At 54.2% G+C, this 22,683-nt stretch carries 21 protein-coding genes and 1 pseudogene; 1 reads left to right on the forward strand and 21 read right to left on the reverse strand.

Annotated elements, in window-relative coordinates:
• Positions 1–444: 444 nt before the first annotated feature.
• The 21 genes and pseudogenes from drt3b to PKE98_RS20155 form a co-directional block, all read right to left on the reverse strand.
• Positions 445–2,463, reverse strand: coding sequence for an antiviral reverse transcriptase Drt3b (drt3b, locus tag PKE98_RS20055; RefSeq protein ID WP_271197085.1), 2,019 nt, complete (start codon positions 2,461–2,463; stop codon positions 445–447).
• Positions 2,460–3,737, reverse strand: coding sequence for an antiviral reverse transcriptase Drt3a (drt3a, locus tag PKE98_RS20060; RefSeq protein ID WP_271197086.1), 1,278 nt, complete (start codon positions 3,735–3,737; stop codon positions 2,460–2,462). Before drt3a ends, drt3b begins: the two co-directional genes overlap by 4 nt.
• The gene (locus PKE98_RS20065) at positions 3,737–4,660 is read right to left on the reverse strand and encodes a restriction endonuclease (protein WP_271197087.1); all 924 of its coding nucleotides are present in this window, start codon (positions 4,658–4,660) and stop codon (positions 3,737–3,739) included. The genes drt3a and PKE98_RS20065 overlap by 1 nt, the downstream gene beginning before the upstream one ends.
• A gap of 38 nt (positions 4,661–4,698) precedes the next feature.
• A complete protein-coding gene (locus PKE98_RS20070) occupies positions 4,699–5,469 on the reverse strand; it encodes a nuclease-related domain-containing protein (RefSeq protein WP_271197088.1) in 771 nt (256 codons plus the stop codon).
• 152 nt (positions 5,470–5,621) lie between these two features.
• Entirely contained in the window at positions 5,622–6,347 is a 726-nt protein-coding gene (locus PKE98_RS20075; RefSeq protein ID WP_271197089.1) for a hypothetical protein, read from the reverse strand.
• On the reverse strand, positions 6,337–6,870 hold the full coding sequence (locus PKE98_RS20080; protein ID WP_309298765.1) for a MarR family transcriptional regulator: 534 nt from the start codon (positions 6,868–6,870) through the stop codon (positions 6,337–6,339). Before PKE98_RS20080 ends, PKE98_RS20075 begins: the two co-directional genes overlap by 11 nt.
• A gap of 109 nt (positions 6,871–6,979) precedes the next feature.
• Positions 6,980–7,051 (reverse strand): annotated as a pseudogene (locus PKE98_RS20085) (nuclease-related domain-containing protein); the annotation flags it as partial.
• 10 nt (positions 7,052–7,061) lie between these two features.
• Positions 7,062–7,241 (reverse strand): hypothetical protein, encoded by a 180-nt coding sequence (locus PKE98_RS20090; RefSeq protein ID WP_271197090.1) that lies wholly within the window; start codon positions 7,239–7,241, stop codon positions 7,062–7,064.
• Between the two features lie 320 nt (positions 7,242–7,561).
• Positions 7,562–8,752 carry a GIY-YIG nuclease family protein gene (locus PKE98_RS20095; RefSeq protein WP_271197091.1) on the reverse strand — a complete coding sequence of 397 codons (1,191 nt, stop codon included), beginning with the start codon at positions 8,750–8,752 and terminating at the stop codon, positions 7,562–7,564.
• On the reverse strand, positions 8,745–10,856 hold the full coding sequence (locus tag PKE98_RS20100; protein WP_271197092.1) for a DEAD/DEAH box helicase: 2,112 nt from the start codon (positions 10,854–10,856) through the stop codon (positions 8,745–8,747). The genes PKE98_RS20095 and PKE98_RS20100 overlap by 8 nt, the downstream gene beginning before the upstream one ends.
• Positions 10,857–10,986: 130 nt before the next feature.
• On the reverse strand, positions 10,987–12,015 hold the full coding sequence (locus PKE98_RS20105; protein WP_271197093.1) for a virulence RhuM family protein: 1,029 nt from the start codon (positions 12,013–12,015) through the stop codon (positions 10,987–10,989).
• Positions 12,012–14,795 (reverse strand): class I SAM-dependent DNA methyltransferase, encoded by a 2,784-nt coding sequence (locus PKE98_RS20110; protein ID WP_271197094.1) that lies wholly within the window; start codon positions 14,793–14,795, stop codon positions 12,012–12,014. Before PKE98_RS20110 ends, PKE98_RS20105 begins: the two co-directional genes overlap by 4 nt.
• Before the next feature lie 458 nt (positions 14,796–15,253).
• A complete protein-coding gene (locus PKE98_RS20115; protein ID WP_271197095.1) occupies positions 15,254–15,478 on the reverse strand; it encodes a hypothetical protein in 225 nt (74 codons plus the stop codon).
• A gap of 347 nt (positions 15,479–15,825) precedes the next feature.
• Positions 15,826–17,247, reverse strand: coding sequence for a P-type conjugative transfer protein TrbL (gene trbL / locus PKE98_RS20120; RefSeq protein WP_271197096.1), 1,422 nt, complete (start codon positions 17,245–17,247; stop codon positions 15,826–15,828).
• Positions 17,248–17,251: 4 nt separating this feature from the next.
• Complete coding sequence (locus PKE98_RS20125; RefSeq protein ID WP_271197097.1) at positions 17,252–17,431, reverse strand: hypothetical protein; 180 nt, start codon at positions 17,429–17,431, stop codon at positions 17,252–17,254.
• Positions 17,432–17,442: 11 nt separating this feature from the next.
• Positions 17,443–18,240 carry a P-type conjugative transfer protein TrbJ gene (gene trbJ / locus PKE98_RS20130; RefSeq protein ID WP_271197098.1) on the reverse strand — a complete coding sequence of 266 codons (798 nt, stop codon included), beginning with the start codon at positions 18,238–18,240 and terminating at the stop codon, positions 17,443–17,445.
• An 18-nt stretch (positions 18,241–18,258) separates the two neighbouring features.
• Positions 18,259–19,848, reverse strand: coding sequence for a TraI/MobA(P) family conjugative relaxase (traI, locus tag PKE98_RS20135; protein ID WP_271197099.1), 1,590 nt, complete (start codon positions 19,846–19,848; stop codon positions 18,259–18,261).
• A complete protein-coding gene (gene traJ / locus PKE98_RS20140; RefSeq protein ID WP_271197100.1) occupies positions 19,845–20,237 on the reverse strand; it encodes a conjugal transfer transcriptional regulator TraJ in 393 nt (130 codons plus the stop codon). The genes traI and traJ overlap by 4 nt, the downstream gene beginning before the upstream one ends.
• Before the next feature lie 253 nt (positions 20,238–20,490).
• Complete coding sequence (locus PKE98_RS20145) at positions 20,491–20,877, reverse strand: TraK family protein (protein ID WP_271197101.1); 387 nt, start codon at positions 20,875–20,877, stop codon at positions 20,491–20,493.
• Positions 20,878–20,895: 18 nt separating this feature from the next.
• Entirely contained in the window at positions 20,896–21,747 is an 852-nt protein-coding gene (locus PKE98_RS20150; protein WP_271197102.1) for a helix-turn-helix domain-containing protein, read from the reverse strand.
• 7 nt (positions 21,748–21,754) lie between these two features.
• Positions 21,755–21,976, reverse strand: coding sequence for a helix-turn-helix domain-containing protein (locus PKE98_RS20155; protein ID WP_271197103.1), 222 nt, complete (start codon positions 21,974–21,976; stop codon positions 21,755–21,757).
• Positions 21,977–22,086: 110 nt separating this feature from the next.
• Here PKE98_RS20155 and PKE98_RS20160 point away from each other — a divergent pair, with 110 nt between their 5' ends.
• Positions 22,087–22,641 (forward strand): hypothetical protein, encoded by a 555-nt coding sequence (locus PKE98_RS20160; protein ID WP_271197104.1) that lies wholly within the window; start codon positions 22,087–22,089, stop codon positions 22,639–22,641.
• Positions 22,642–22,683 lie beyond the last annotated feature (42 nt).

Consider the following 22,683-nt stretch of genomic DNA (forward strand, 5'->3'; position numbering starts at 1 on the left):
TCCATCGACCTCTGCCTACGCAGATGCTCTGGGTCGTGTTGCGGATCAGGCATTGCACCGGCGGCCCCCGATCAGTCCCAATATGGGATTGATAAAGTCCCGATTGGGAGTTGCTTGAAATGAGAATCTACTAGGATGCCGAAGATCAGGGAATGACCAACAGCCAATGCTTGGCGCTATTGGAGGGAGCAATTTAGGCTGCGTGTGCGCCTGCTGAAGTCGGTGGCAGGGCTTGCGGGGTAGCTCGTGAATAAAATGTTGATTAGAGGCCTCAGCATCAGGTGTGTGAAGCACGCTCTTGCGAACGGTACCTCTCAACTCAGGGCTTTATTTAGACTTTGCGGGTCTGAATAAAGCAACGAGCGAAATGCGTTGTAGGATAAGAATCTATCGTCCAGCGCCATAGCAATCTTGACCTCTAACCAACAAGCACTTATTAACATTTCAATAGACGGGTTTCAACTCTTTTCGCTCTAGAAGTTTAATTAGGTCTAAATTCTTCCATTTTACAAACCAGAAATTATTCAAAAGCTCAGTTGCAAAAGCAGAGACGATATCGTCGGTGAAAACCTCATCGGGCTCGTATGAGGCGAGGTACTTTTTTATTAGCTCTATTCTTAAGTCGGCGGTGATGTATGGGCAGCATATTAGGTCCAAGAAAATGTGGGCTTGTTCCGACTCTTGCTGAAGGTTGAAATTTTCATTTAGTCTACCAATCGCTATCTTTATTAAGATATCCTTTGCAGTGCTATATATTGGGTAATTCTTAAAATAGTAGGTAAGGGCCACTATATCGAAGTACGTAATGTTTACTTCGTCTTTTTCTAAGTATGAGAAGATACTTGGCTGTAGAAGATAGTTGCTGCCAAACTCGCTAGTGGCAAGTATTATGTTTAGTCGTTCTAGCGATATAAAACCATTCCTGGTATCGTTCTTCTGCCTGTGAAATTTTAGCTTGTTAACATGGCTCATTATCTCCGTTCGGAAGAATTCAAGGTGGTGCGCTTTTTTTGTTTTTATGAATTGGTCTGTTGTTATTAAAGTTTTTGCAATTTTGTTAGAAGAAGGTACTGAGGGGTTTACGCTGTAAAAAAAGAAGACTAGACGAAATATTATTAATATGGCCTCTCGAAGTGTTAGCTCTTCCTCGGGTGTTTGCTTTGTGTTTGGTTTGTAGCTGGAAAGTACGTCAAGTGCGCGTGTGCACAAGACGGATATAATGTATGAGGATACCTCTGAGTAACCCTTGTTGTTGTCGGCTATTATGGATTTAACTTTGTTTATGAAGCTCTGGCATAATTTTTCAGGATTATATATGTCGTTCGGGGTTAGTTGGCGTTTTCCTTTGTGAGTTGTTTTGGTGAAGAGCGTTTTCTCAAGGTCGTCTAGTAGTAGCTTTGTCCCGATTATTGCTTTAGATTTTTCTGTGAGAAACGGTCGTTTATATTTTATTTTTTTTGAGTCGCTGATGTTTAGGTTGTAGGTGCTGAGTATGTCAGAAATCGTGTCTGCGATTAGCTCTGAATTGTCATTGTTGTGAGAGAAAACAATGTAGTCGTCTACATATCTTAATATGTCGTAATCTATTTCATGTTTTAGTCGGTGCTTCCCAAGTGCGCTAATTATCTTCATGTCAGCATCTTGGAGGATTATTTCAGCGAAAATTCTACTTACTTCTGAGCCGATAGGTATGCCGTTAGTTTCATTGTTATTGCTTCTTTGTATCAAGGTATCGAATTTTTGGCAAAATTGATTTGTGCTGGCGATGTTTTGCTTTATAAATTCTTTGTTTTTAATTGCCCAGGATATTGTGTGCGTATAAATGCTTTGAAAGCAGTTTGCTATATCTAGCGTCCACATTGAAGCGTATTTTTGCTCCAGATTGAAGTATCTGGATGAGTTGTAGAGTTTGTAAAGTCTATTGAATCCTTTGTACGCAAAGTATGAGGAGGCGTGTCTCCTATTTAGTTCCGTTTCGATCGTGTCAATGTTGATTTCTTTATATTTATTATGGGGGTCGGCGTCACTGGAATAGAAAGAGCCACCAATTTTGGCAGGAGCTCTTATGGTTAGTGGGCTTTGAGAGCATAGAGATATAATCGCACTTCCATATTCACTATAAAATGAGCAATAATTTTTTTGTGATCTGGGATGTATTAGAGACAACGTTCTCAGGCTGGTTTCATTTTTTATTATTTTATATTTGAGAGGGTAGGACTGTTTGTTTTGGGCGCTTGCTGCGTCGTCAATTTTCAGTTTCGTGCTATCAATGGGGCTTACAATTCTCTCATATAAGGATTTTATTATGTTGAAATTAGTTGGTGCGGACAGTCTTGCTTTGTGGTGGTTGATATAAAGTCCGTCATTGGAGAATATTATCGGTGTGTCAGAAGGTGCGGTATCTGTGAGAATGGCTCTGAAGTGATCTTTCTTATCAATTTTTGTGTATTTTTTATTTTTCATAGCCAAACCCTTGTTATTTCTTTTAGCCGGTTAGGACTGAATTTCCTATGTGCTCGCTTCTCGAATCCTTGAGTAAAGCTTAGCTTTAATAGTTTTGATTTGTGCTCGCTCGTGATGTGCGATGAATAAGTTTTGTGGAGTCTGCCGGATTTGCCTGTGAGTGTGCTTCTCAGGAATCTGTCGAGATTATTTAAACTGTCTGCCGGCGTATCAATTGAGGCGTAGTTGTAATAAATTCCAGTGGGTACTTTTCTGTCCCCGCCTTTGTTTTTAAGTTCCCTGTTGCTTGTTAGGAAGCTTATGCGGTCGAAGAGTAGTTTGAAGTCTTTGTTTTTTGCAAAGCTATATATAGCTTTGCATAGTTTTTCTTTGATTTTTCGGATCTTTTTTTCTTCTATATCTATGCGGACTTTTCTATATATAGAAGTTGCGGTCTTGCTATTTTCTACACCGTCTTTCAAGGGTAGTGGTGTGTCGTATACCTTGTATGAATACCCAAGAAAGTCAAAGCTGAGTACTAACTTTCCATTTGGGTTGGCTGTGCCTGCTTTTTTGCGGCGTGGCACCGGGTAAATTTTTGTTTTGGTGGAGTTGTATTCAAGGGGTGAGGGGAGAAGATCACATAGCCATTTATAAAACTCATCCTCTTTCTCGTTTGAGGATGTAATAATCAGTATGTCATCAACAAAGCGTGAATAATAAAAAACTTCATCGTGTGAGGTGACTTTCTTGTCATACTCGGATAGTAAAAGTTCTGAAAGTGAAGGGCTGGTTTCGACGCCTCTTGGAATCCCGCTGCCGTAGCGTTGCTTGAAGTGCTCAATGTGGGCTCGGATTATAAGTTTGGTTTGGTGCGACAGTTTTTCGCTGCCGTCAATTATATTTAGCAGTATATTTGTAGGTATGTTCTCAAAGAAGGATTTTATATCTAGGCGGTATACTTTGTATTTTGTGCCCTCTCTTAAGTAGGCTGGCAGCTCTCTAGAAATTGATTGTCTGTTTTTGGGGGCTATATTGTATGCTTTATTAATGTTTATGTTGCAGCGCCGAAGTACCATCTTGCTGGCGAGATTGCCAGCAGTGTATCCCGCCTTGTTGCTGATTTTAATTTGTTTAAGTGCTGGAGTTTTTTCGGTTGGGTTCTGAGCTATTTGCAAAGCATAAGCAATAACGCTTTTTCTATAATCGTCATCCGAAATTCGCTGATCGTCATAGAAGTCAGCTTTAAATAAGCAGCGTGCTAAAGATGAAGTACTGAAGGCTTGATTTGCCACTATGCTTCTCCATCAAAATAATCGCTATCTAATTTTGGTAACTTGATCAGCCGCGATGCGACTCCAACCTCGTGATCCATCATCAGGTTGACCAGCCGGTTTCCATCCACCAGCACCATGCCTTCTACGGAACGGGAGAAGTCGATTGCCTGTGCCGTAAAGCCTGAGGTGGTAATAAACACGCCACGCTTGGCTTTCTGTCCGGCGAGAGCGCCATAGAAGGCTTGCAGTTCTGGTCGGCCAACCGTGCCTTGCCAGCGTTTGGCCTGGACGTAGACCTTTTCCAGGCCGAGCTTGTCGAGTGAGATCACCCCGTCGATACCGCCATCGCCGCTGCCGCCGACGCGCTGCAGATCATTACGGCTAGCGCCGTAGCCGAGGCTGTGCAGCACATCCAATACAATGACTTCAAAACGGTTAGGGCTGACTTGCAGAAGGTTATCCAGCAGGTCTGCAGCCGTTGCTTCGCGTAGTTCACGCAAAGCCTGCTCCAGACGATCATCAGGGCTAACAGTGGCTGACCTGAGCGCCGCTGTAGGCTGCTCTTGCCCATCGAGTGGGACAGCATCTGTAGGGGTCTTGAGTTTTACATTCATAAAGCCAATGGCGAGCTGTTCGACCTTATCCGCAGTCAGAGGGGCGGGGTGTTGGACGGCATAGGTAATGCCTGCGTCAGTCAGCTTCCAGTACCCACGCTTAGCGCTGCTGGACAGGCCGGCGCGCTTGAGGCGGTCATGGGCCCAGCCTGCACGGTTCTTGTACGTGGCCTGGCCGCTGGCAATCAGCTCTTGGCGCTGTGCTTCCGACAGGTTCAGCGCATCAGCAGCTGCTTCATGGGCGTCACGCGCTGTCGCGCCTTCGGGCGTGGCGGCCAGGTAGCGCAGGATCGGCTCAATAAACTGGTCGTAGGTAGGGACGGGCATTGCGACTCCAGGCGCAGGATTGATGTTAGGGCCGCGTGCTAAAGGCTCTGCATGGTTTTGCATTTGGGGAAGGTCGAGCAGCCCCAGAATTGTTGGCCGACATTGGCCCCTGTTTTACGGGTGCGAATAACCAAGGCGCTGCCGCATTTCGGACATTCCCGCTCGGCTGTTGGGTCGCTACGGCGCTTAAGGTTTTGCACATGCTCTCGGTGTGTAGCGAGGGTCGGTGCGCGGCGGCCGGTTTGCAGGGAGTGCATCAGGGCGTCGAGTTCAGCCTCGGTGAATACCGGCTGCTGGAATGACTTGATATAGCGGATAAAACCGATGCCCTGTGTCACGTTTGCCGGCACTTCAGTTTTGAAGGTGCTGCCGCCGACAAAGGTGATGACCGAGTGCAGGTGCTCGGGGTTAACGCCAAGGGTGGCTTCCAGTGCTTTGAGGTGCTTGTAGTTCTGCCGCAGCGGGTTCTGGAATTTGAAGGTGCGTTTGTAGAGCTTCTGCGTCCACTGCGCCTGCTTCTCGCCGCCGAAGATCCAGCCGCTCATGTTCTTCGTTTCCAGTACGAAGATGCCGTAGGGCGAGAGGAATACGTGGTCGATCTGTGTGGTGCCGTCTGGCGTGCTCAGGGTGACGTTGTGCAGACGGCGGTAGGTCTGCTTATCCAGCTGCCAATGGGCAAATAGCCGCACCAGGAGTTCGCCGATATGACCCTTGGCCCAAGGCGACTTGAGTAGACCTATCAGCAGTGCTGCTGGAATAAACCAGATCAGCATGCCCCAGACCTGCGCGATGACGGGGGTGAAGTCCATTTCTTAACCTTCAGTAATCCTGAGTGAACTGGATATTACCGAAATTAAGCGTAAGTGGCCGAAAGTATTCAGTAGCACTTATAGCCTGGGTATTTGACTCCAGTACATGGAGTTAAGCCGTTGAGGCATGCTGATGGATAGGGTGGTATTCGTTATTGAGCTGCTGGAAGTTCGATGATGGCTTCCAGGCGCTGAAAAATGAGCTCTTCCCGTGCCGGCTGCTGGCGGGCGGCGGATTGTACGGCGTAAGCGAAGTCGCGATGGGCGAGTAGGGCGCTGATGGCGTTGGCGATGTAGTGCTGTAAGGCGGGCTCGGCCTTTGCCAGTTCGGCGTGCAGGCTGTCGCGGCCGTCTACCACAGCTAGGATGTCTTCAATATCACGACTGCCCAGAGGGTCGTTGTGGCCGCGACCCCGATAGGCTTCCAGCTTGGTCGCTAGAAAGTAGCTGGGGGTGACAACGCGGATCAGCGTGCCAGAGGGCAGTGCATGGTCTGCGGCAGTTTGCAGGGCGTCGCGATACCAGCGGTTAGTGAAGTTGAGGATGGCTTCGTCGTCGGGCATGAAGTCGACCAGCAGATCACGGCCGACCAGCGCGTTGGGCAAACGCAGGCGGCAGATAATGTCGTCCTCAGGGGATTCACGAAAGCCGCGCTGCCGCAGTTCAGTAAGCAAGCGTTGCCAGTTGCCATAACCGAGCACATGGACGATCACGTCGACATCTTCGGTAAAGCGCACGGCCTCGCGGGCGAAGGCGTCGGTGATCAGCAGCGCGGTGGTGCAGCCGCCGACAAAGGCGACCTCACGTAGTAAGTCCGGCCCCAGCGCATCGGCTACGGTTTGCAGCATCTGTTCCTGCATGCGCCATTCAGCTGCCATCGGGTTCGCCTCGCAGCTGTTGCGTTAGCAGAGTTTTGGCCAGGCTGGCCTCGCGCTCATTACCCAGCCGGATGGCGTCTACCAGGGCGAGCATGGCGTACAGCGCTTCATCCTGGCGTACGGCATTGGGCACGCTTTTGAACAAGGGCTCAATGCTTTGGCCCATGTCGCCACCCAATGCATCCTCCCAGACATAGATGTGCTCACCGCCAGACAGCAGCTTACCCGCCATCACGGGCGCAGCGTGTGCAGTGGCCAATCCACGCACGATAGGGCCGGGCCGTACCGGGAACACGTATTTCAAACCGTGGGCGAGAAATTCGTTGAGGGCGCGGGTGTTGACCTGTGGCAGTGCGCTGTTGCGCCCCAGCTTGGCGAGCCCGGCGGCAATGCAGCGGTTAAGCGCATTGCTGACTTCGGATTTGCTGATGCCGGTAGACTGTTCCAACGCACGCATGGAAAAGTGCTCGGCCGCTTGCTCGGGCTTGGGGTGCTGGTTTGCCAAGCTAACCAGCTTGAGCATTAACAGTATGTCTTGGCCTTTCATCATCGCAGTCGCTCCGCGTCCACTGTCCATGGACTGAGGACAGTTTGCTGGCCGAGCAGCTCATCTGTCAATGCGCAGCAAGCGGCTGCCAATGGGCAAACAAGAAGTTCGTAATATGGCCCTTGGCCCAGGGCGACTTGAGCAGGCCAATCAGTAGCGTATGCCTGTTATTTGCATCTGGGCTGCTTGGTCTCAGTCAGCGCGTTCCTGGCAATGGCATCCGCCACGGTTTCGCCTTCTTTCAGGCCATATAGCTCATAAGCGTTGGTTGTTGAGATAAAGGTGGGCAGTTCTTCGCACGGGCCATCCTCATCCATAAAGGCAGGCTCATAATCGTTATTGGTCATTGGGCCGTCCACTTGATCATCTTGGGTTCTCCCGTGGTTCAGGTACCGGTAGAAAAATTCTAGCCACGAAACACGTTATGTTCGCGCGCTTTTTAGCGGCTAAAACGCGCGGTTAATTTTGCGGCCAACGTCCTCGTCTCGAAAGCTCGCGATTTACGAGTGAGGCAGTTCCATCTTCTGCTGAGCTCTCGCTGCCGTTTACAGGTTTGAATTGCCGCCTAGTCTCGTTGCAGTCATGCGTGCGTTCTGCCACCTAAGCGGATATCCGGGCGAAGAGACTGGCTTGCGCCCGGATTTGATCGTCACGCTTTAGCTGCGCCTTAGCTAATCAAGCGCGCTGTTTGCGGGTCATAGGTAACACCGGTAATCGACCCGTCCCGAATGCGCTCAACCGCTTCATCGATCACATGCAGCGGTACCAGAAACCATTCCCTTGGCTTAACCGGATGGCCGAAGCGGTCTTCGATGGTCAAGTCCAGCTGCGCCGCGCCGAACAGGCGGTGGAAGATGTTTTCCAGCCTGGTGCGGTTCAGGTTGTGCAGTTTGTAAGTCGCGACCACCTCCACATCAGCCAGCAGGTAGGTGGCATCTTTGTCTGCGCCTGCGATACGGGTTTCTACTCGGCCTCCGGTTACGCCGATCTTGTGGATCAGCTCGCGGTGCTCGGCTACGAAGGGGTGGCTGGACTGGCTGCGCAGCACATAGATAGTGCCGCTTTCTATGTCGTCCGGCTCGGCGATGTCGCTGAACAGTGGGCCTGAGTCGACCTTGATCAGCCGAGATCCGGCACGCCCCTCACTGTCCTTATAAAGCGCCCGCTGCAGGGATCGTAGCAACAGATCGCTTTCCGTCTCATTGGAGTAGATGACGCGCAAACGCCCATTGGTCTCCGCATTCGGTGTTTTGTAGGTGTCCCCGACTTCTGCGACATAGGCAATGAGCCCGCTCAGAATAAAGAAGTCTCCAGCCTCAATACTGGCGTTCTTGCCAAAAGGCTTGGTCACCCAGCGCTTTTGCTTGAGGCCTATTTCCACTTCATCAAACAGCGGCTTGAACTTCTCGAAGTCTTTACATGGGTTCCGAGCGGCCATCTCTTCTGCCGCCTTTATTGCCGCACTGGAGCGCACATGCCGCAGCACTGTAATGTCGTCCTGGTCGACGGACTCGCTGCCGATGCCCAGCTCGGCGAGTAAGGCGTCCTCATCTAGGTCATCCACATTTACTGTAGCGACCGCAGTACCTGACAGTAGGCCGTGACTATCCAGGCCTGCCAGTAGAGTTTGTGCCTCCGGCAGTTTGCGCAGCTGATCCAGGCGCACGGCATACAAGCGCTCGAAGATGTCGTGGTCTTCGCCATGCAGTGGGGCGCGACCGTGGGCCTGATAGAAGCGCTGAATATCCTCGAAGCCAGCAATGATGCGCTCTTCGCGAGGCGTTCGAGAGGCTGTCTTGAGCGTGGGGACTTCTACCCCCAGCGCATCCAGCAGGTCGTCATCGTTCATATCAGCCATTGGCGGATTCCCCCTGCGCCGCTTTGGCTTGGGCGCGGTAGCGTGCCAAGGCGGCTACGCCTTCGGCCATACGTTTTTCCCAAGCATCTGCGGAGTTGATGTCAGGCAGGCGGCCGCGCTCGTTCTTGAACTGCAGAGCACGCTTGGCCAGCTCTCGCGCCTCATCTTCGGGGATGCTCACCTTCTTGGCTGCAATGCTGGCCTGCACCTGGCGCAGAGATTTTTCATCCATCGCCTTCGCCAGCACCGCATAGGCGGCATCGAAGGGGTTGATCCGGTCGATCAGGTCAATATCCAGCTCGCGCACGTTTACGAACTTGCGCACGCCATCCAGCAGCGCCGTACTGCCCTGCACGTTGTCGCTACCGTTAGCATCAACCTGCGCTAGAGCCAGCTTGGCCTGCTGGGTAATGTTCATGGCGGCGATGGCGTGCTGGCGAATGGCTTCCTGGTCAACGTCGCTCAAGTCCGGGTAACGCTCGCGCACGATCTTGCCCATGCGCAGTTGAGTCAGTTCTTCCGGCAAGGTGTTTTCCTTGTCGAACAGGCCGCGCTCCAGCACGGTTTTGTCCTGCAGGAAGCTGGTTACTACTTCGTTTAAATCTTCTTTGCAGATGCGTGTGGCTTCTGTGCTCTGCGGTGTGGTCAGGCCATTGACCTCGACATGGAACTGGCCCGTAGTTTCATTCACACCCAGGTTGGTGCCGCCCGCTTGATACCCCTCTGGCCCGTAATTGAAGCCCTCTTTCGGCCCGGTGTCTTTCGGGGTGAACTCATAACGCGGGGCCAACACCTGCTCCATCAGCAGGCTGGCGGAAATGGCCTTGAGCATATCGTTTACCGCTTCGGCTACAGCAGCTTGGTCAGCCATTGGCTCAGCGATCAGGTTGGTGAAGCGCGAGCGCTCCTTACCCTCGGCGTCGCGGGTGGCACGGCCGATGATCTGCACAATTTCGGTCAGGCTCGAACGGTAGCCGATGGTCAGCGCATGTTCGCACCAGATCCAGTCAAAGCCTTCTTTCGCCATGCCCAGCGCGATGATCACATCCACGTTGTCACGGTTGTTCTTCTGCGCCGGATCTTTCAGTGCGCCGAGCACTTTGGAGCGTCTGGCCGCGTCGCTGTCATCCACCAGGTCGGCCACTCTCAGCGTGCGGCCGTCCTTGGCTTTGATCAGGTGAAAGCCGGTGGCCGGGTCTACACCCTGCCACTCACCGAGCGCGCTCATGATCTCGTTAACCTCGCGCTCCTTGTCCTTGAGGCTCTCGCGGGCATTTACGTTGGGAATGTGGACGATGGTTTTCAGCGCCGGGTCCAGCACCTTGGCGACCGCATCCACGTATCTGCCGGTGTAGAAGAAGTAGCCAATATCCAGCGACTTGAGCCAGCGATAGCCGTTGAGCTGCTCGTAGTAGGTGTACGTCACTGTCTCAAATTTGTTCTCTTCCGATGGGGCCAGCACGGCCTCGCTGTCACCGCGGAAGTAGGAGCCGGTCATGGCAACCAGGTGAACCTTGTCGCGGTTGATAAACGCGCTCAGTTGGCTGCCCAGCTTGTTGTCCGGGTTGGCGGAAACGTGGTGGAACTCGTCGATGGCAATCAGGCGGTTATCGAATGCGTCGATGCCTAACTCTTCCACGGCAAAGCGGAAGGTGGCATGGGTGCAGACCAACACCTTGTCGCCGCTATACAGGAAGGCGCGCACGGCATCCACCTTGGACTTGGCCACACGCGGCTCATCGATGCCAGGGGCATTGCACAGGTTCCACTGAGGGGCCACCTGCCAGTCCCAGTAGAAACCGTGCTGGCTCAACGGCTCATCGGCAAAGCTGCCGCCAATGGAGCGCTCGGGTACGACGACGATGGCCTGTTGCAGGCCTTGGTTATTCAGCTTATCCAGCGCGATAAACATCAGCGCGCGCGACTTGCCCGAGGCCGGGGGCGATTTGATCAGCAGGTATTGTTCGCCGCGCTTGGCAAAGGCACGCTCTTGCATGGTGCGCATGCCTAACTCGTTAGCCTTGCTGGACGCCCCGGTGTGCGCAGTGGCAATGGATACCGATGGCACCGTGTAACTGTTGGTCGGGTTGGTTGAGTTAGTCATGCAAAATTTTCTCTAAATAGGTAATTGTCCAACAGCCTGTCGGGCAATTTAGGCAGCAGGCCAGATTGAGCTTCAACGGCTGGGCGCAACGCAATGGTGCTAGCACCTGTTGCACAAATTCTGCCCATACTCATGTGCTCTTTCCCTTTGGGCTGATCTTCGCACGCTGCGCAACCCGCGTTTCCAGCCGCTCGATTTCCTGCAAATCGGCAGCATCGGCCGCCAGCGCCTCGGTGGCGCGGCGCTGGCGGTCAAACAGCTCATAGCGCTCATGCACCACTCGCTCCATTCCCTCCCGGCTGACCGAGCCAGCGCCCACAAGAATCGGCTGGTCGTTAAACGCCAGCATCTTGTCTACATTGTTGCGCCAGAACTCCAGACTCAAGTCTTGACGCTGCTTGACCCGCAGCTCGGCCTGCTCCAGGAAGATCACCACCAGGCGGTTAAGGGTGTCGATTTCATCGGCCGTTAGGTAATTCTTGGCGACGATCACATCCTGCTTGCGCACACGTGAGCCGCTCCAGGTGGTCAACGCCATATTCGGTTCACCGGGATTGGCGCGTTTCACCACCAGCTCAGCGGCAGTGTGGCCGGTTGTGGCGTAAAGCAGCTTGTTCTGCACCTCGGCAAAGAACAAAGCGGTTTCCTGCTCGTGTGCCCGATAGTCGGTACTCAGGGCAAACAGCTCGCGCACCTTCTGGTAGAAGCGCTTTTCCGAGGCGCGAATATCGCGGATGCGTGCCAGCAGCTCGTCGAAGTAATCCCAGCCGCCGGGACTCTTCAGGCGCTCATCGTCCATGACGAAGCCTTTGAGCAGAAACTCTTTGAGGTGCGTGCTAGCCCACTGACGGAACTGGATGCCGCGTGGTGAGCGCACCCGGTAGCCGATGGCCAGGATCAGGTCGAGGTTGTACTGGGTCAGCTTACGGCGCACCTGCCGTCCGCCCTCGGTTTGAACTGTCAAGGAATCCTTGACAGTTGCCTGCGGGCTCAACTCCCCATCCTCGAAGATATTTTTCGCATGGAGGGAGACATTCTGCTTGGTGGTTTGGAACAGCTCGGCAAGCTCCAGCTGGCTTAACCAGACGCTCTCGCCCTCCACCCGCAGCTGCAGCCGGGTCTGGCCGTCTTCCGACGAGTAGAGAATCAGCTCGCTCATGCCATTTTCCCTCGTGGCTTTTTCGGTGTGGCCTTTGCTGTGTCTGCTGTCAACTTGGTGTAGAGGTCAAACAGCTTTTCCAGACGCTCGGTGTCGTTCTTGAAGCGGCGACCAATATAGATGCGCTCCAGCACTTCATCGTTGCGATCGTGGGCGTGGCGTAGGTTATCCGGCATATTCTCCGGGTCGTACAAGTCAGCGATCGTGGCGGGAAAGTGGGCTTCGCGGGCCAGCAAAATAGCCGCGGCGCAAGCAGTTAGATCGGCTTTGTTTTGCTCAGTGAGCTGCGGGATGGGGAAGGTGTTCCAGCCGAGGGTGTTGGAATAGCGAAAATCCGTTTTCAGCTTGCCACAGACAGTGGCGATCCAGACCAGATGTAGGCGTGAGGCGATGAGTGCCATGTTCCAAAGGGGGGCATCGTAGAGAGCAAAGGCGCTGTCGCTTACAATTGCGTTATGAGACAGCAAACCCACTGGCAAATATAAACGCGACTCCGATGAAACTCGTGGAACAACTAGCGTGCAACTCTTTCCAACATACGTTCGCTGGAACTGATGTGATCGGTGTGCAATATCCCTCGCCGTCTTTCCTCCGTTGAGACGCAGGCTTCGAACAGCACTAATTCGTTGAGCTATAGGCTCTATCGACTCGGCCTCAGCCAAGTGCTGATCTTCGATCCAAAAACAGTAACGTTCGAGACCGCGTATAAACTCAGCGGAACCATAATTGCGACGGACAAAACGGGTACGGTGCTCTGGCGAAAGCTGCAGCGATTCTAGCTCACTTCGAGACAGCAGTAAGTGCCCCCCATCTATGGGAGTATTGCCAAAGGTCATCTCGCTCTGTGGCCCCAGTGGCTGGCTTACCTTCTCCACTATGACGCCAGGACCCGCTACGAGATACGCGTTTATTTGCGAACATTGGCGTTCGGTAATTTGCCCAAAAGTGTCCAGCGAGAATAGTTGACGTGTACTGCTAGGCTGAGTCGTGATACCCACGATTATCACTGTTACGCCGGCATTATGACTGGCTAGGTTGGACCATTTGAATGAGGTGTGAGCAAACGATATGCTGCTCCCCGCCTCCTGAATCAGTGGCCAAAGAATCGCAACTTGTGCTCCCTGGCAGATTGAGTTCGTTGATACAAATGCAGAGGTGCAAGGAGTTTGCATTCCGTAATGGGCTGCCTTTATGAACCAGCCTGCGACGTAATCGAGAGACTTCCAGTTCTCTACGTGTCCGAAGAGAATTTGCAAGTCTGTTTTTTGCTCATCCTCCTGACCTCGAGCGCCGAGATAAGGTGGGTTTCCGCAGATGAATGTCTCACCTCCCTCGTTCTCGAACCCAATTTCCGCTTGCTCCAGCGGTGTGCCAAATAAGTCATCGGCCACCACTCTTACGCCTGTGCCGGTCGGCGGGCAAATGCTTAACCAATCCAGCCGGAGTGCATTGCCGCACACAATCCAGTTTTGCGCGTTCAGAGGTAAAAACTCAGCCAGGGCATCCTGTTGGCCGCGATACAGCACGTCACACTGGAACTCGGCGATGATCAACGCCAGGCGGGCAATCTCGGCCGGAAAGTCGCGTAGCTCTATGCCGCGGAAATTGGTCAGCGGAATTTCCGATTTATTGTTGGCCTCGCCTCGGCGGCGATTGATCTCTGCCTCGATCTCGCGCATCTGCTTGTAGGCGATGACCAGAAAGTTGCCGGAGCCGCATGCTGGGTCGAATACGCGGATGCGTGCCATGCGCTTGCGCAGATTAAGCAGCTTGGCTCTGTTGTCGCCTGCCGCCTCCAGTTGTTCGCGCAGATCATTAAGGAATAGTGGGTTCAATACCTTGAGGATATTGGGCACGCTGGTGTAGTGCATGCCCAGTGCGCTGCGCTCTTCATCATCGGCTACGGCCTGTATCATGCTACCGAAGATGTCTGGGTTGATTTTTTGCCAGTTCAGGTTGCCGGCGTGAAGCAGATAAGTGCGTGCCATGCGCGTAAAGCGCGGCACCTCGGTGCTACCTGAGAACAAACCGCCATTCACATAGGGGAAGGTGTTGGCCCAGCCAGGCAGGCGCGGTTCTGCACTGGCACGCTCGGCCAGCTTAATGTTCATGGCGCGGAAGATTTCCGACAGCACCTGGTCGGTGTTGGAGCCGTCGCGCTCGCTGTAATGCTCAACCGTCGTGGTAAACAGTCCATCGCCAGTGAAGATGTCGGTGTCTTCAGCAAAAAAGCAGAACACTAACCGAGACATAAAATGGTTCATGTCATGGCGGCGTTCGGCCTTGGCCCAGTCCGGGTTCTCGTTCAGCAGTTCGACGTACAGCTTGTTCAGGCGGCTGGTGGCGCGCACGTCGATGGGGTTGTCCTTGATCTCCTTGATAGTGGAGATGCCGGCCAGCGGCAGCAGGAAACCGAAGTGGTTGGGAAAGTCCCGGTAGTCGCAGGTGATGGTTTCACCCGTGATCAGCTCTTCGGCCTCCAGCGTTTGCCCGTCGGTGGCAAGGATGAACTTGGCTTTGGCTTTAGTGGTGGCCGGGCTGGCGCGCAAGGCCTTGAGCGTTTCGCCCACGGTGCCTGGCTCGCAGGCGGCGATATGAATATTGCTGCGCAGTAGTACGCCGCCCGGTACATCCGAGGCGTTGTTGTTGCCGGCGCGTAGGCGTTTGAGCGCGGTTTCCTTGTTGCCAAATGCGGCCAGGAAAGTGAACGGAAACTCCGCCGCGTCAAAGGGTTCAAGGGCCAGATCCGATATAGCGGATTCAATCTCTACTGCATTCATGGGTTACCACTGTCCAGATCGCTACTGCGCGAAGGCGACGATTTTAGCCGCTAAAATTGTGGGTGATGGCTACATCCCGGCCATTGATTTGGTCGCAGCTTTGGCTACTCAGCTCGGCCCCTCGGCCTAGGCCGAGGGGCCACTGGCCGCGATGGCCAAACGTCCTGAGCCAGTGACCGGGAAAGTAATCACCACACGATGCTAGGGATGATAAAGGAAGGCGCTTCTGTAATGCGAAAAAGCCGAGGGCTTAGGCGTTTTGGCGCGGAATGTGTAACTTTTCGGCAAGTATTCTGCCCCGTTCCTGCCTTCTTCCAGCACGGTTAGCTATTCGTGGCGGGGTAGGGGGGAGTCGGTGGTTTTTTCTTGGCGTCGACGAGCCAGTTCCTTACGCGTCCACTCGGCCGCCTGCTGCATATCTGCGCGCAGGTCGGCTATTTCTTGATCTGTGAGACGCCTCACGGGCTCAGTGGTTTTCGACTTATCCATATCGGTAGCTCCAGAAAAGGTTCGGCAGTGTATTCGTGGCTGGGGTCAGCCTGTTCTAATTCTGCAGCCCGTGCCTTGCCCTGCTCTTCGCTGTAACAGGGCTCGACGCCTACCCAGATGCCGGCCTCGTAGGCACGGTCACGTTTGTCGATATAGCCCCAGCCTTCCGGCTGATCATTTTGGGGATTCGTCACGCAGGCTCCTCCGTGGATACTTGGAATTTTAGCGGCTAAAGTTCGTGTGAAACGGTGATCAGAATAAGCAGCGCTGGTTTTAGCCGCTAAATTTCCAAAGCTTGATACGCAGGCAAAATTTATGAAATCACTGATTGATGCCATCGGACGCGAGCGCGCGAATAGGCTGATGGAGCAAGCAGTTGCTGATGCCATTCGGGACAATCAGAAGCTTGGGCTGAGTAACCCTGAGCAACACACTCCAAGGAAGTGCTCGCCCGATCAAGAACCCTCTTCGATGAAGAGGGTTCCCATTGCCTGAGCGCTCAGCCCGCCATATGGCCCTGAACTTTAGCCGCTAAAATTTCTCAGGTAGCCGAGCCGCGATCACGATTGACGAACTGGGCTATCTCGTCGTTCATATCGCTATCGTCTTGCCCCGCTGCTGACAGACTGTCCCCGTCGAAAGATGGCTCTCCCTGAATGCTCGATGCGAGCTGACCGCCGAAGGTTTGGCTGGCTTTCTCCTGAAAGTTGCTGACGGCCTCGCTGGCTTTTTCCTTGATCAGGCTGCCTGCACCTTTGGCTAATTCAGATGCAGTACCCGCTGCCAGGCTGGCAGCCTTTTGCATCATGCCGCCAGGTTCACTGCTGGAGTCGAACCCCATGGCAGCCTGCAGTGGTGATTCAGTGCTTGAGCCCGAACAGCCTGATGAGCCAGCTCCTAGCGATGGCATATCAGAACCGCCATCGGCCGAGGCTTGCGCCTTTTGAATGGCGGCTTTGAGCGCTGATGCGCCACCAGAGATATTCTGAGCACCGCTCATAACGGCGGAGCCGGCCATGCTTGCAGCACCCGCAGCTGTACCTGCTGCCCCAAGGGCGGCTCCTGCAATAGCTCCTGTACCGAAGCCACCAGCACCTCCGCCGCCACCCCCGCCACTGATGATGCCAGCAACCATTTTCGGCACCTGGCCGGTAAGGGTCAGCAACGCTAAGCAGAACACCAGCATCACGCCGAGCTCTTCAAAGTTGAGTGTTGCCTTGTTCATTTTGGCGTAGAAGCTGGTCAGCAGGTTGTTGCCTACCCCGACCAGCAGGATCATCACCAGCAGCTGAACGGCCAAGCCGAGAACGGTTTTGAAATAGTTGATGGCCATGTCCGATGTCCACCTGGAGCCACCAAAGCCCAGGAAGAAGATGCCGGCGTACATCAAGATCCAGCCAGAGATTAGAAGCAGCAGCATGTTCACGGCGATGGTGGCGAGCGCCAACATGATGCCTGCGCTGAGCACCAAACCGACCAAGCTGTCTACAGGGCTCCAACCCGATAGGTTGGAAATGGCCTGCTTCCAGATCATGAAACCAATATCGACTACGCCCGAGGGCGACAGGCCGGCTGTGCCGGCAGCGTTGTCGCCGATCTGGCGCAGGGAATTGATGATGGTTTCCGCAAAGTACGGGCCGTTCTGCAGCAGCCAGTAGAAGAAGCCAAAGAACAGAGTGAAGCGAATAAATTCGCTGAAGAAGTCGCCGATGTCTGCTTTGCGCAGAGCCAGCATACCCATCGTCCAGGTAAAGCTGATGGTGCCCAGCGTCCAAAATAACCAAGTGGCTGCAGCCATGATTACGCCTTGCCAGGCAGCGGCGCGACTGACGAACTCCTGCACGACTTGATCCAGTACACCCATCTGGGTGGCCGGGTCGTGGAAGGCCAGTTCAGCCGATGCGCCGGCCGAGTACAGAGAGAAAAGCAGGCCCACTAGCAGAGTGCTTTTAATGATCTTCATGGCATCACCACTTCTTCGGGTTGGCAGGTAGGGTGTCGGGGCCGCGTGGCTCCGTTGAGGCGCGATGAGCGCACTCCTGTTTTTGTTGCTGACTCTGTGGGGCAGTGCAGTCCAGGGTGGCCGACTCGCAGCCGGCCAGGGTTGCGGCTAGCAGCACAATGGCGAGGGGAATGGCTTTGGTCATGGCGTTTCTCCTCACCACTTCTTTGGATTCGTGGGAAGCGATTCCGGCCCGCGAGCGGCAGTAGATACCTCATGCGCAGCCAGCTCCTTGGCGGACTGGTCAGCGTCTGCCTGACTGCGAACGACTAGGGCATTCTGCTGGGCAAGCATCAGCCCGCGAATCTGTAGAAGCTGGTTCGATTGGTGGCTGGCCAGCTGGTTGGCATATTGAATGGCTTTGACCTGGCCATCGGCGGTAGATGCCGCTGATTGCAGGCGCTCCAGTTGGCGGGCATCTGCTGCCATATTGTCCTGCTGCTGGGCGATGGCCTTGAACAAGGAATCATTGGCCTGCTTCTGCGAGGCAGAGGCCAGGCGGCGATTGGCAGACATCGCTTCGCGCTCACTTGGCGTACATCCCCCACCACTGAAGCATGGCGAACTGCGGTAGTAGGCAGCGTCCTGGTATTTGGCCAAATAGGCGTCAAGGCTGCCAGCTTTACGCTGGTAGTACGCCAGCATGTCCTGCGCCTCGATCAACTTATTGATCGTGCGGTTGGCCTGATCCCAGATATAGGCCGCAGGCGCGGCCGTGTTCTGCAGCTGATTCTCATACTGCTGCAGCTGGGTCGAGTACTGCTCGACCTGCTTGGCGTATTGCTCTACCTGCTTGAGCGTCTGGGCAACGCTCTCCATGGCTGTCAGCACGTTCTGGGTTAGGTTGCCCCCATCGATCACGGGGATGCCTGCATAGGCCGGCAGGGCGGATGCCCCTCCCAGCAGCACAAGGGCCAATGAAATTTTAGCGGCTAAAATTTTCTGCTTTCGCATCAGTATCTCCTTTACGTTTTAGCGATGGATGCCCGAGGAGCGTGACTTCCTCGACTGCAGGCGGTTGCCGACCAGGAGGGCCAGGCGTGTTTGTTCAAGTTCTGGATCATCAAATTGCACGGCTAATCGGCGGGCGGCCGCGACTGATGCAACCTGCTGCTTAAACTCGGTTGTTCCGTTTACGGTGAGAGTCTGGCCAAAGCGCTGGATGGCAAGCTGCAAGGCTGCAGCAAGGTCATCGATGGCAGCGCCTTGAGAAACTTTCAGGGCATGGCCGTCATCACGGATTGCTGAGCCGCTGGTTCGATATATCAGCGTGCCCTTTTTGGTGATGCTGTCCGTATCGAGACCTTTAAGCGGCGCATGAACGCTGGTGTGTCTGCCGCTGACAGTGTTGCCTTTCAGGCTTTGAGCGGGAGCACGGGCACGCAATGCGGCCAGTGCGTGTTGATCTCCTGACATGGCCTTGTGCTGTAGCCAATCATTCCAGGTACGAGGCTTATGCTGCGAGGTAATCATCTGGCGCTCTTGAAGGTAGCGCTGATGGGCCTTGTTGATTTCGTTCTTAAACGTTTGGTTGATCAGCGCATAGAGCGCTTTCTTGGCCAGGCGGTCGGTGCTCACCAGTTTGAGCGCGGCACGTTTCATGGCACCGCTGCGCTTGGCGGCAGCAATCTTTTGAGCTTTGCGCTCATGCGCCTTTGTTCGGGCAGCTGAGCATGCTGCAGCGTTATTCAGTTGCTCGGTTTTGTACCTGGCGTACAACTCCGTTGTATCCATGCGCGAGCGCATGGGCTTTGCTTGATAGCTACGTTTCGGCTGGGCATCGGGGTGTTGCTCAGTCGATGCTTCAAACGGGCCAAGGCGCTCTTGCAGTTTAGCTTTCGATAAATCCCTTGAGGCCGAACTAGCTTTTATCGTGGTGCCTGCTTGATCGCTGATCACCAGGCCATTGCCGCGAAGGTGCAAAGCCAGGCCGTGTTCATGCATCACCTGGTGCAGTGATTGCCAGGTTTGTGCGCGCTGGATCTGCTCAAGGCACTCGCGCTTCACCCAGCCGATAAGGCTCTCGACACCCGCCGCATGCTCCATGTCAGCAGCGCGATTTTCTGCGCCACTTTTGCGCGCCTGGTGGTTGTCTTGTTCAAGGCTGTATTCGGTCTCTAGGGCCGCACATAACTCACCGAGCGTGCGGTAATCCCGAAACGGCTCATGCAGCGTCAGCCTGACAGGATGGATTTTGTTGATCGCGATATGTATGTGCAGGTTGTCCGTGTCGTGGTGTACGGCACTGACCCGCTGATGCTCTGCGAAACCCAGCCCGGTACAAATACGCTGCTCAATCTCGGCCAGGACTTGTGCCGGTGGCTGCTCGCCAGCGCGGAAACTGATGAGCAGGTGGTAGGTTTTATCTGAGGTGCTGCGAGTGTTCCTGGCCTGCGTCGCCATTACTTCTAGGGCGGCATCCTCTATCTCGGTTGAGTGGCAGTTACTGACGCTGACGACTCCAACCCGTTCGGACTTCTCCTGCGGGTTACTGATGTAGTTCGCCAGCTTGGCAAAGCTGCTTTTGCGCCCGGACTTGATGGGTACTCGCTTGGCAATCATGGTTGCACCTTTTTAGCCGCTAAAGGTGTGACCACTGCTGCCATGGTGGAGCGTATGGCTGTCTGGTTTTCCTGGATCGCGTCGAGTACGCCAAGAATGGTTTGCTGGATCTGCGGACGCCCGTAGATAGCCAGTTTTTCATCATTGGTCAGCCAGAGTTTGAGCAGGCCACCCAGCCGGCCAAGGTCGCCATTGATCCGCGCCAGGTCGTCTACGCGCTGATAATCGAGAATGCCATGCACCGGGTAGCCCAGGCCCACGCTGCGCAGATAACGCGATGTGCTGAGTCCACTGGCCCGAGCATTGGATTCAATCGCCGTTTTTTCTTCCGGTAGCACCCAAACATAGATCGGTGTGCTGCCTTTGCGGGTGGGCTGCTGTTCACTCATGGCGTCCACCGCTGGCCCCGCAGGGCAGGACTCCCATTGAGCACCGCAGGTGCGAATACGGGCAAAGTTAAGTGACTGTGCCGGCTTGCCGGTACAGGTACTTCACCTATCCTGCCCGTCTCCTTAACGCCTCTATAAGTTGCATGCTCCCGGTATCGGGTGGCGTTTGGGGCGTGCAGTGCAACGAGCCCATACATTGAACGGCAGTTGAACGGCGTAAACGCGGTTTGAACGCCAGGGAGGATGCTTTTGATCACAGCAGATGCTCCTTGGCGGGGGTTGGATTGAACGCGAAGGGGCGAGTTGTGGCGGTTGGTGTCTGCGCGGGTTTTGCTGCATGCCGAGACTGGTAATTGGGCTCTACGGTTGGGCTGTCGATCAGCTGGCGGGCGTAACGGCGAAAGGCCTGGTAGGTAAACGTGACGCGCTGTTCATCGAACAAAACCTGCCAGATGGCCAGCAGCGACCAGCCATCGGTGACGGCCTGCTGAATGTCTTCGCGCAGGGAAATGAATACGCTGCGGTTTCGCGCAGCTGTGCTGGCATCCGTCTGTTGCTGGATGCGTGCGGCTATGCGCTCCGACAGGCTTTTACGGGTGGCGGATGAGTGATGTTGTGGGTTGCTTGCTGATTCGGTCATTTGATAATCCCTCAAGTGTCAACCAATCACGTTTTCCCCAGCGACATTGGCGCTGCGTGGGTGCTCTGGGCGCTTTCGATCCGCGTTGATTGACACTTGAGGGATCGAGATCGCGGTTGGCCGATTCAATCGTTGTTGGGCTTGCCGGTTTGTAATGGTCTGCCTGGTTATGAACCGCGCATCCTCGGGAGGTATGCCGCCCTGGATTAGCTTCTGTTCAAACTCTTGCTCGGACATATCGAGAGCAGCCTGGGCGGATAGCGGCGCGCAGCCTCTGCGGCGGATGACTGCACGCAACCAGCGCGATGGGCTTGCTTGGATTTTTCCTCTGGTCAGCGCATCGACCAGCAGTGCCTTAGTTTCGGCGCGCTTTTCCTGTGGCAGGCTATCCATGATCGTCATGATTTTTTCGTGCTCTTCAGGTGCCAGCCGAGCAAGTACGCATGGCCGCGCTGGTGATGATTCTTTTTTGGGTTCATGTGGTGGTTGTAGGGGTGACATAGCTGTGTCACTCCCCCCGCGACATAGCTGTGTCACCCCGGGGGTGTCACGGCTGTCACCCCCCTCCTGTATCAATGCGGGGGAGGGTGACAATTTGTCAGGGGGGTGCATTTCGAGGGTGTAGCCGTTGGAAACCTGGCCGCCGAGCGCATTGAAACGAGCGCTGATCTTCAGCAAACCGCTATCTAGAAGTTCCTTGACGGTTCTCTGAGCTGTCCGCTCCGATACACAGCACTTAGCCGCAATCGTTTTGATCTTTGGCCAGCAGTAACCCTGGTCGTCAGCGTTATCTGCTAGCGCCATGAGAACCAACTTTGAACCTGGTGGAAGGTTCTGCTCCCATGCCCAGTTCATGGCTTTGATGCTCATCGTCGGCTCAGGCTTCGTCGATGAACCGAGCTAGATCTGACACGCAGAACAGAACGCGCTTACCTATGCGTTTCTTGGCCGGCCCTAGCTTGCGTGCGATTTCGTTGTCGCCGCTCAGAGTGATGCGCAACCCTTGAGGACTTCGGTTGAGGATTTGCGCGACCTGAGCGAGAGACAGGAGAGGGCTGTTGTAATGATCCAGAATGAGCTGTTCGGTACTGGTTGCCATTTGGATGTTCTCCATAGCGAACTGAGGTAAAGTAGATAAATGGGCAGTTATCTAGGATAAATAATCCTAGTTATACGAATAAATATCCTGATTTAGTCCGGAGGTCAAGCTTGTACGCCATTCATGATCGTTTTCGGGCGGTTATCCGCAGAAATACCTCTGAAACGCGTAAGTGGTCTGAGCTGGAGGCCCTCACGGGCATACCTGCAACCAGTTGGCAGAAGGCTTACAACGCTAAGCAGAGGCCTACAGCTGAGATGCTTGAAGCTATCTCTAGGCTCTGGCCGGAGTTCGCGTTCTGGTTAGTGACAGGCGTCTCTGACGCGAAGAATGGCCATGTGGCATGTGTTAACGGTAGGAGCAAGCAGTTCTACCCGGAGCGGCCGTGCTCGCTGAGAAATGCGACCAAGCCATATTTCACTCAGCTAATTGATATGTTTCGTCATTGCTACGGGGAGGGGGCTGGCTGGGAAAGCGGGGCTTCAGAGCGCGCCGCTCAAGTGCAGCTTTTGAAATTAGAGGTTGCAAGGGATGCAGAGCGGCAGGCTTTCTCTGAAATTGAGCCAAGCTCGACCGAGGTTTTGAATCTGGCTCGGGATTCCTATGACCGTGCGCTGGAGTCCGATTGGCTTTCTGGACTACCTTTAGATACTGATAATTGCTGATCAGTACCTGTGCATCGTGGTCATGCTCATGTCTGAGCAAGT

Source organism: Pseudomonas turukhanskensis (assembly GCF_027922365.1).
In the GTDB taxonomy this organism is placed as follows: Bacteria; Pseudomonadota; Gammaproteobacteria; order Pseudomonadales; family Pseudomonadaceae; genus Aquipseudomonas; species Aquipseudomonas turukhanskensis.

Coding starts and splice junctions, on each gene's coding strand:
- drt3b (WP_271197085.1), bottom strand. CDS start 2,463: ATGAAAAATAAAAAATACACAAAAATTGATAAGAAAGATCACTTCAGA.
- PKE98_RS20065 (WP_271197087.1), bottom strand. CDS start 4,660: ATGCCCGTCCCTACCTACGACCAGTTTATTGAGCCGATCCTGCGCTAC.
- PKE98_RS20070 (WP_271197088.1), bottom strand. CDS start 5,469: ATGGACTTCACCCCCGTCATCGCGCAGGTCTGGGGCATGCTGATCTGG.
- PKE98_RS20075 (WP_271197089.1), bottom strand. CDS start 6,347: ATGGCAGCTGAATGGCGCATGCAGGAACAGATGCTGCAAACCGTAGCC.
- PKE98_RS20080 (WP_309298765.1), bottom strand. CDS start 6,870: ATGCTCAAGCTGGTTAGCTTGGCAAACCAGCACCCCAAGCCCGAGCAA.
- PKE98_RS20090 (WP_271197090.1), bottom strand. CDS start 7,241: ATGACCAATAACGATTATGAGCCTGCCTTTATGGATGAGGATGGCCCG.
- PKE98_RS20095 (WP_271197091.1), bottom strand. CDS start 8,752: ATGGCTGATATGAACGATGACGACCTGCTGGATGCGCTGGGGGTAGAA.
- PKE98_RS20100 (WP_271197092.1), bottom strand. CDS start 10,856: ATGACTAACTCAACCAACCCGACCAACAGTTACACGGTGCCATCGGTA.
- PKE98_RS20105 (WP_271197093.1), bottom strand. CDS start 12,015: ATGAGCGAGCTGATTCTCTACTCGTCGGAAGACGGCCAGACCCGGCTG.
- PKE98_RS20110 (WP_271197094.1), bottom strand. CDS start 14,795: ATGAATGCAGTAGAGATTGAATCCGCTATATCGGATCTGGCCCTTGAA.
- trbL (WP_271197096.1), bottom strand. CDS start 17,247: ATGAAGATCATTAAAAGCACTCTGCTAGTGGGCCTGCTTTTCTCTCTG.
- PKE98_RS20125 (WP_271197097.1), bottom strand. CDS start 17,431: ATGACCAAAGCCATTCCCCTCGCCATTGTGCTGCTAGCCGCAACCCTG.
- trbJ (WP_271197098.1), bottom strand. CDS start 18,240: ATGCGAAAGCAGAAAATTTTAGCCGCTAAAATTTCATTGGCCCTTGTG.
- traI (WP_271197099.1), bottom strand. CDS start 19,848: ATGATTGCCAAGCGAGTACCCATCAAGTCCGGGCGCAAAAGCAGCTTT.
- traJ (WP_271197100.1), bottom strand. CDS start 20,237: ATGAGTGAACAGCAGCCCACCCGCAAAGGCAGCACACCGATCTATGTT.
- PKE98_RS20145 (WP_271197101.1), bottom strand. CDS start 20,877: ATGACCGAATCAGCAAGCAACCCACAACATCACTCATCCGCCACCCGT.
- PKE98_RS20150 (WP_271197102.1), bottom strand. CDS start 21,747: ATGAGCATCAAAGCCATGAACTGGGCATGGGAGCAGAACCTTCCACCA.
- PKE98_RS20155 (WP_271197103.1), bottom strand. CDS start 21,976: ATGGCAACCAGTACCGAACAGCTCATTCTGGATCATTACAACAGCCCT.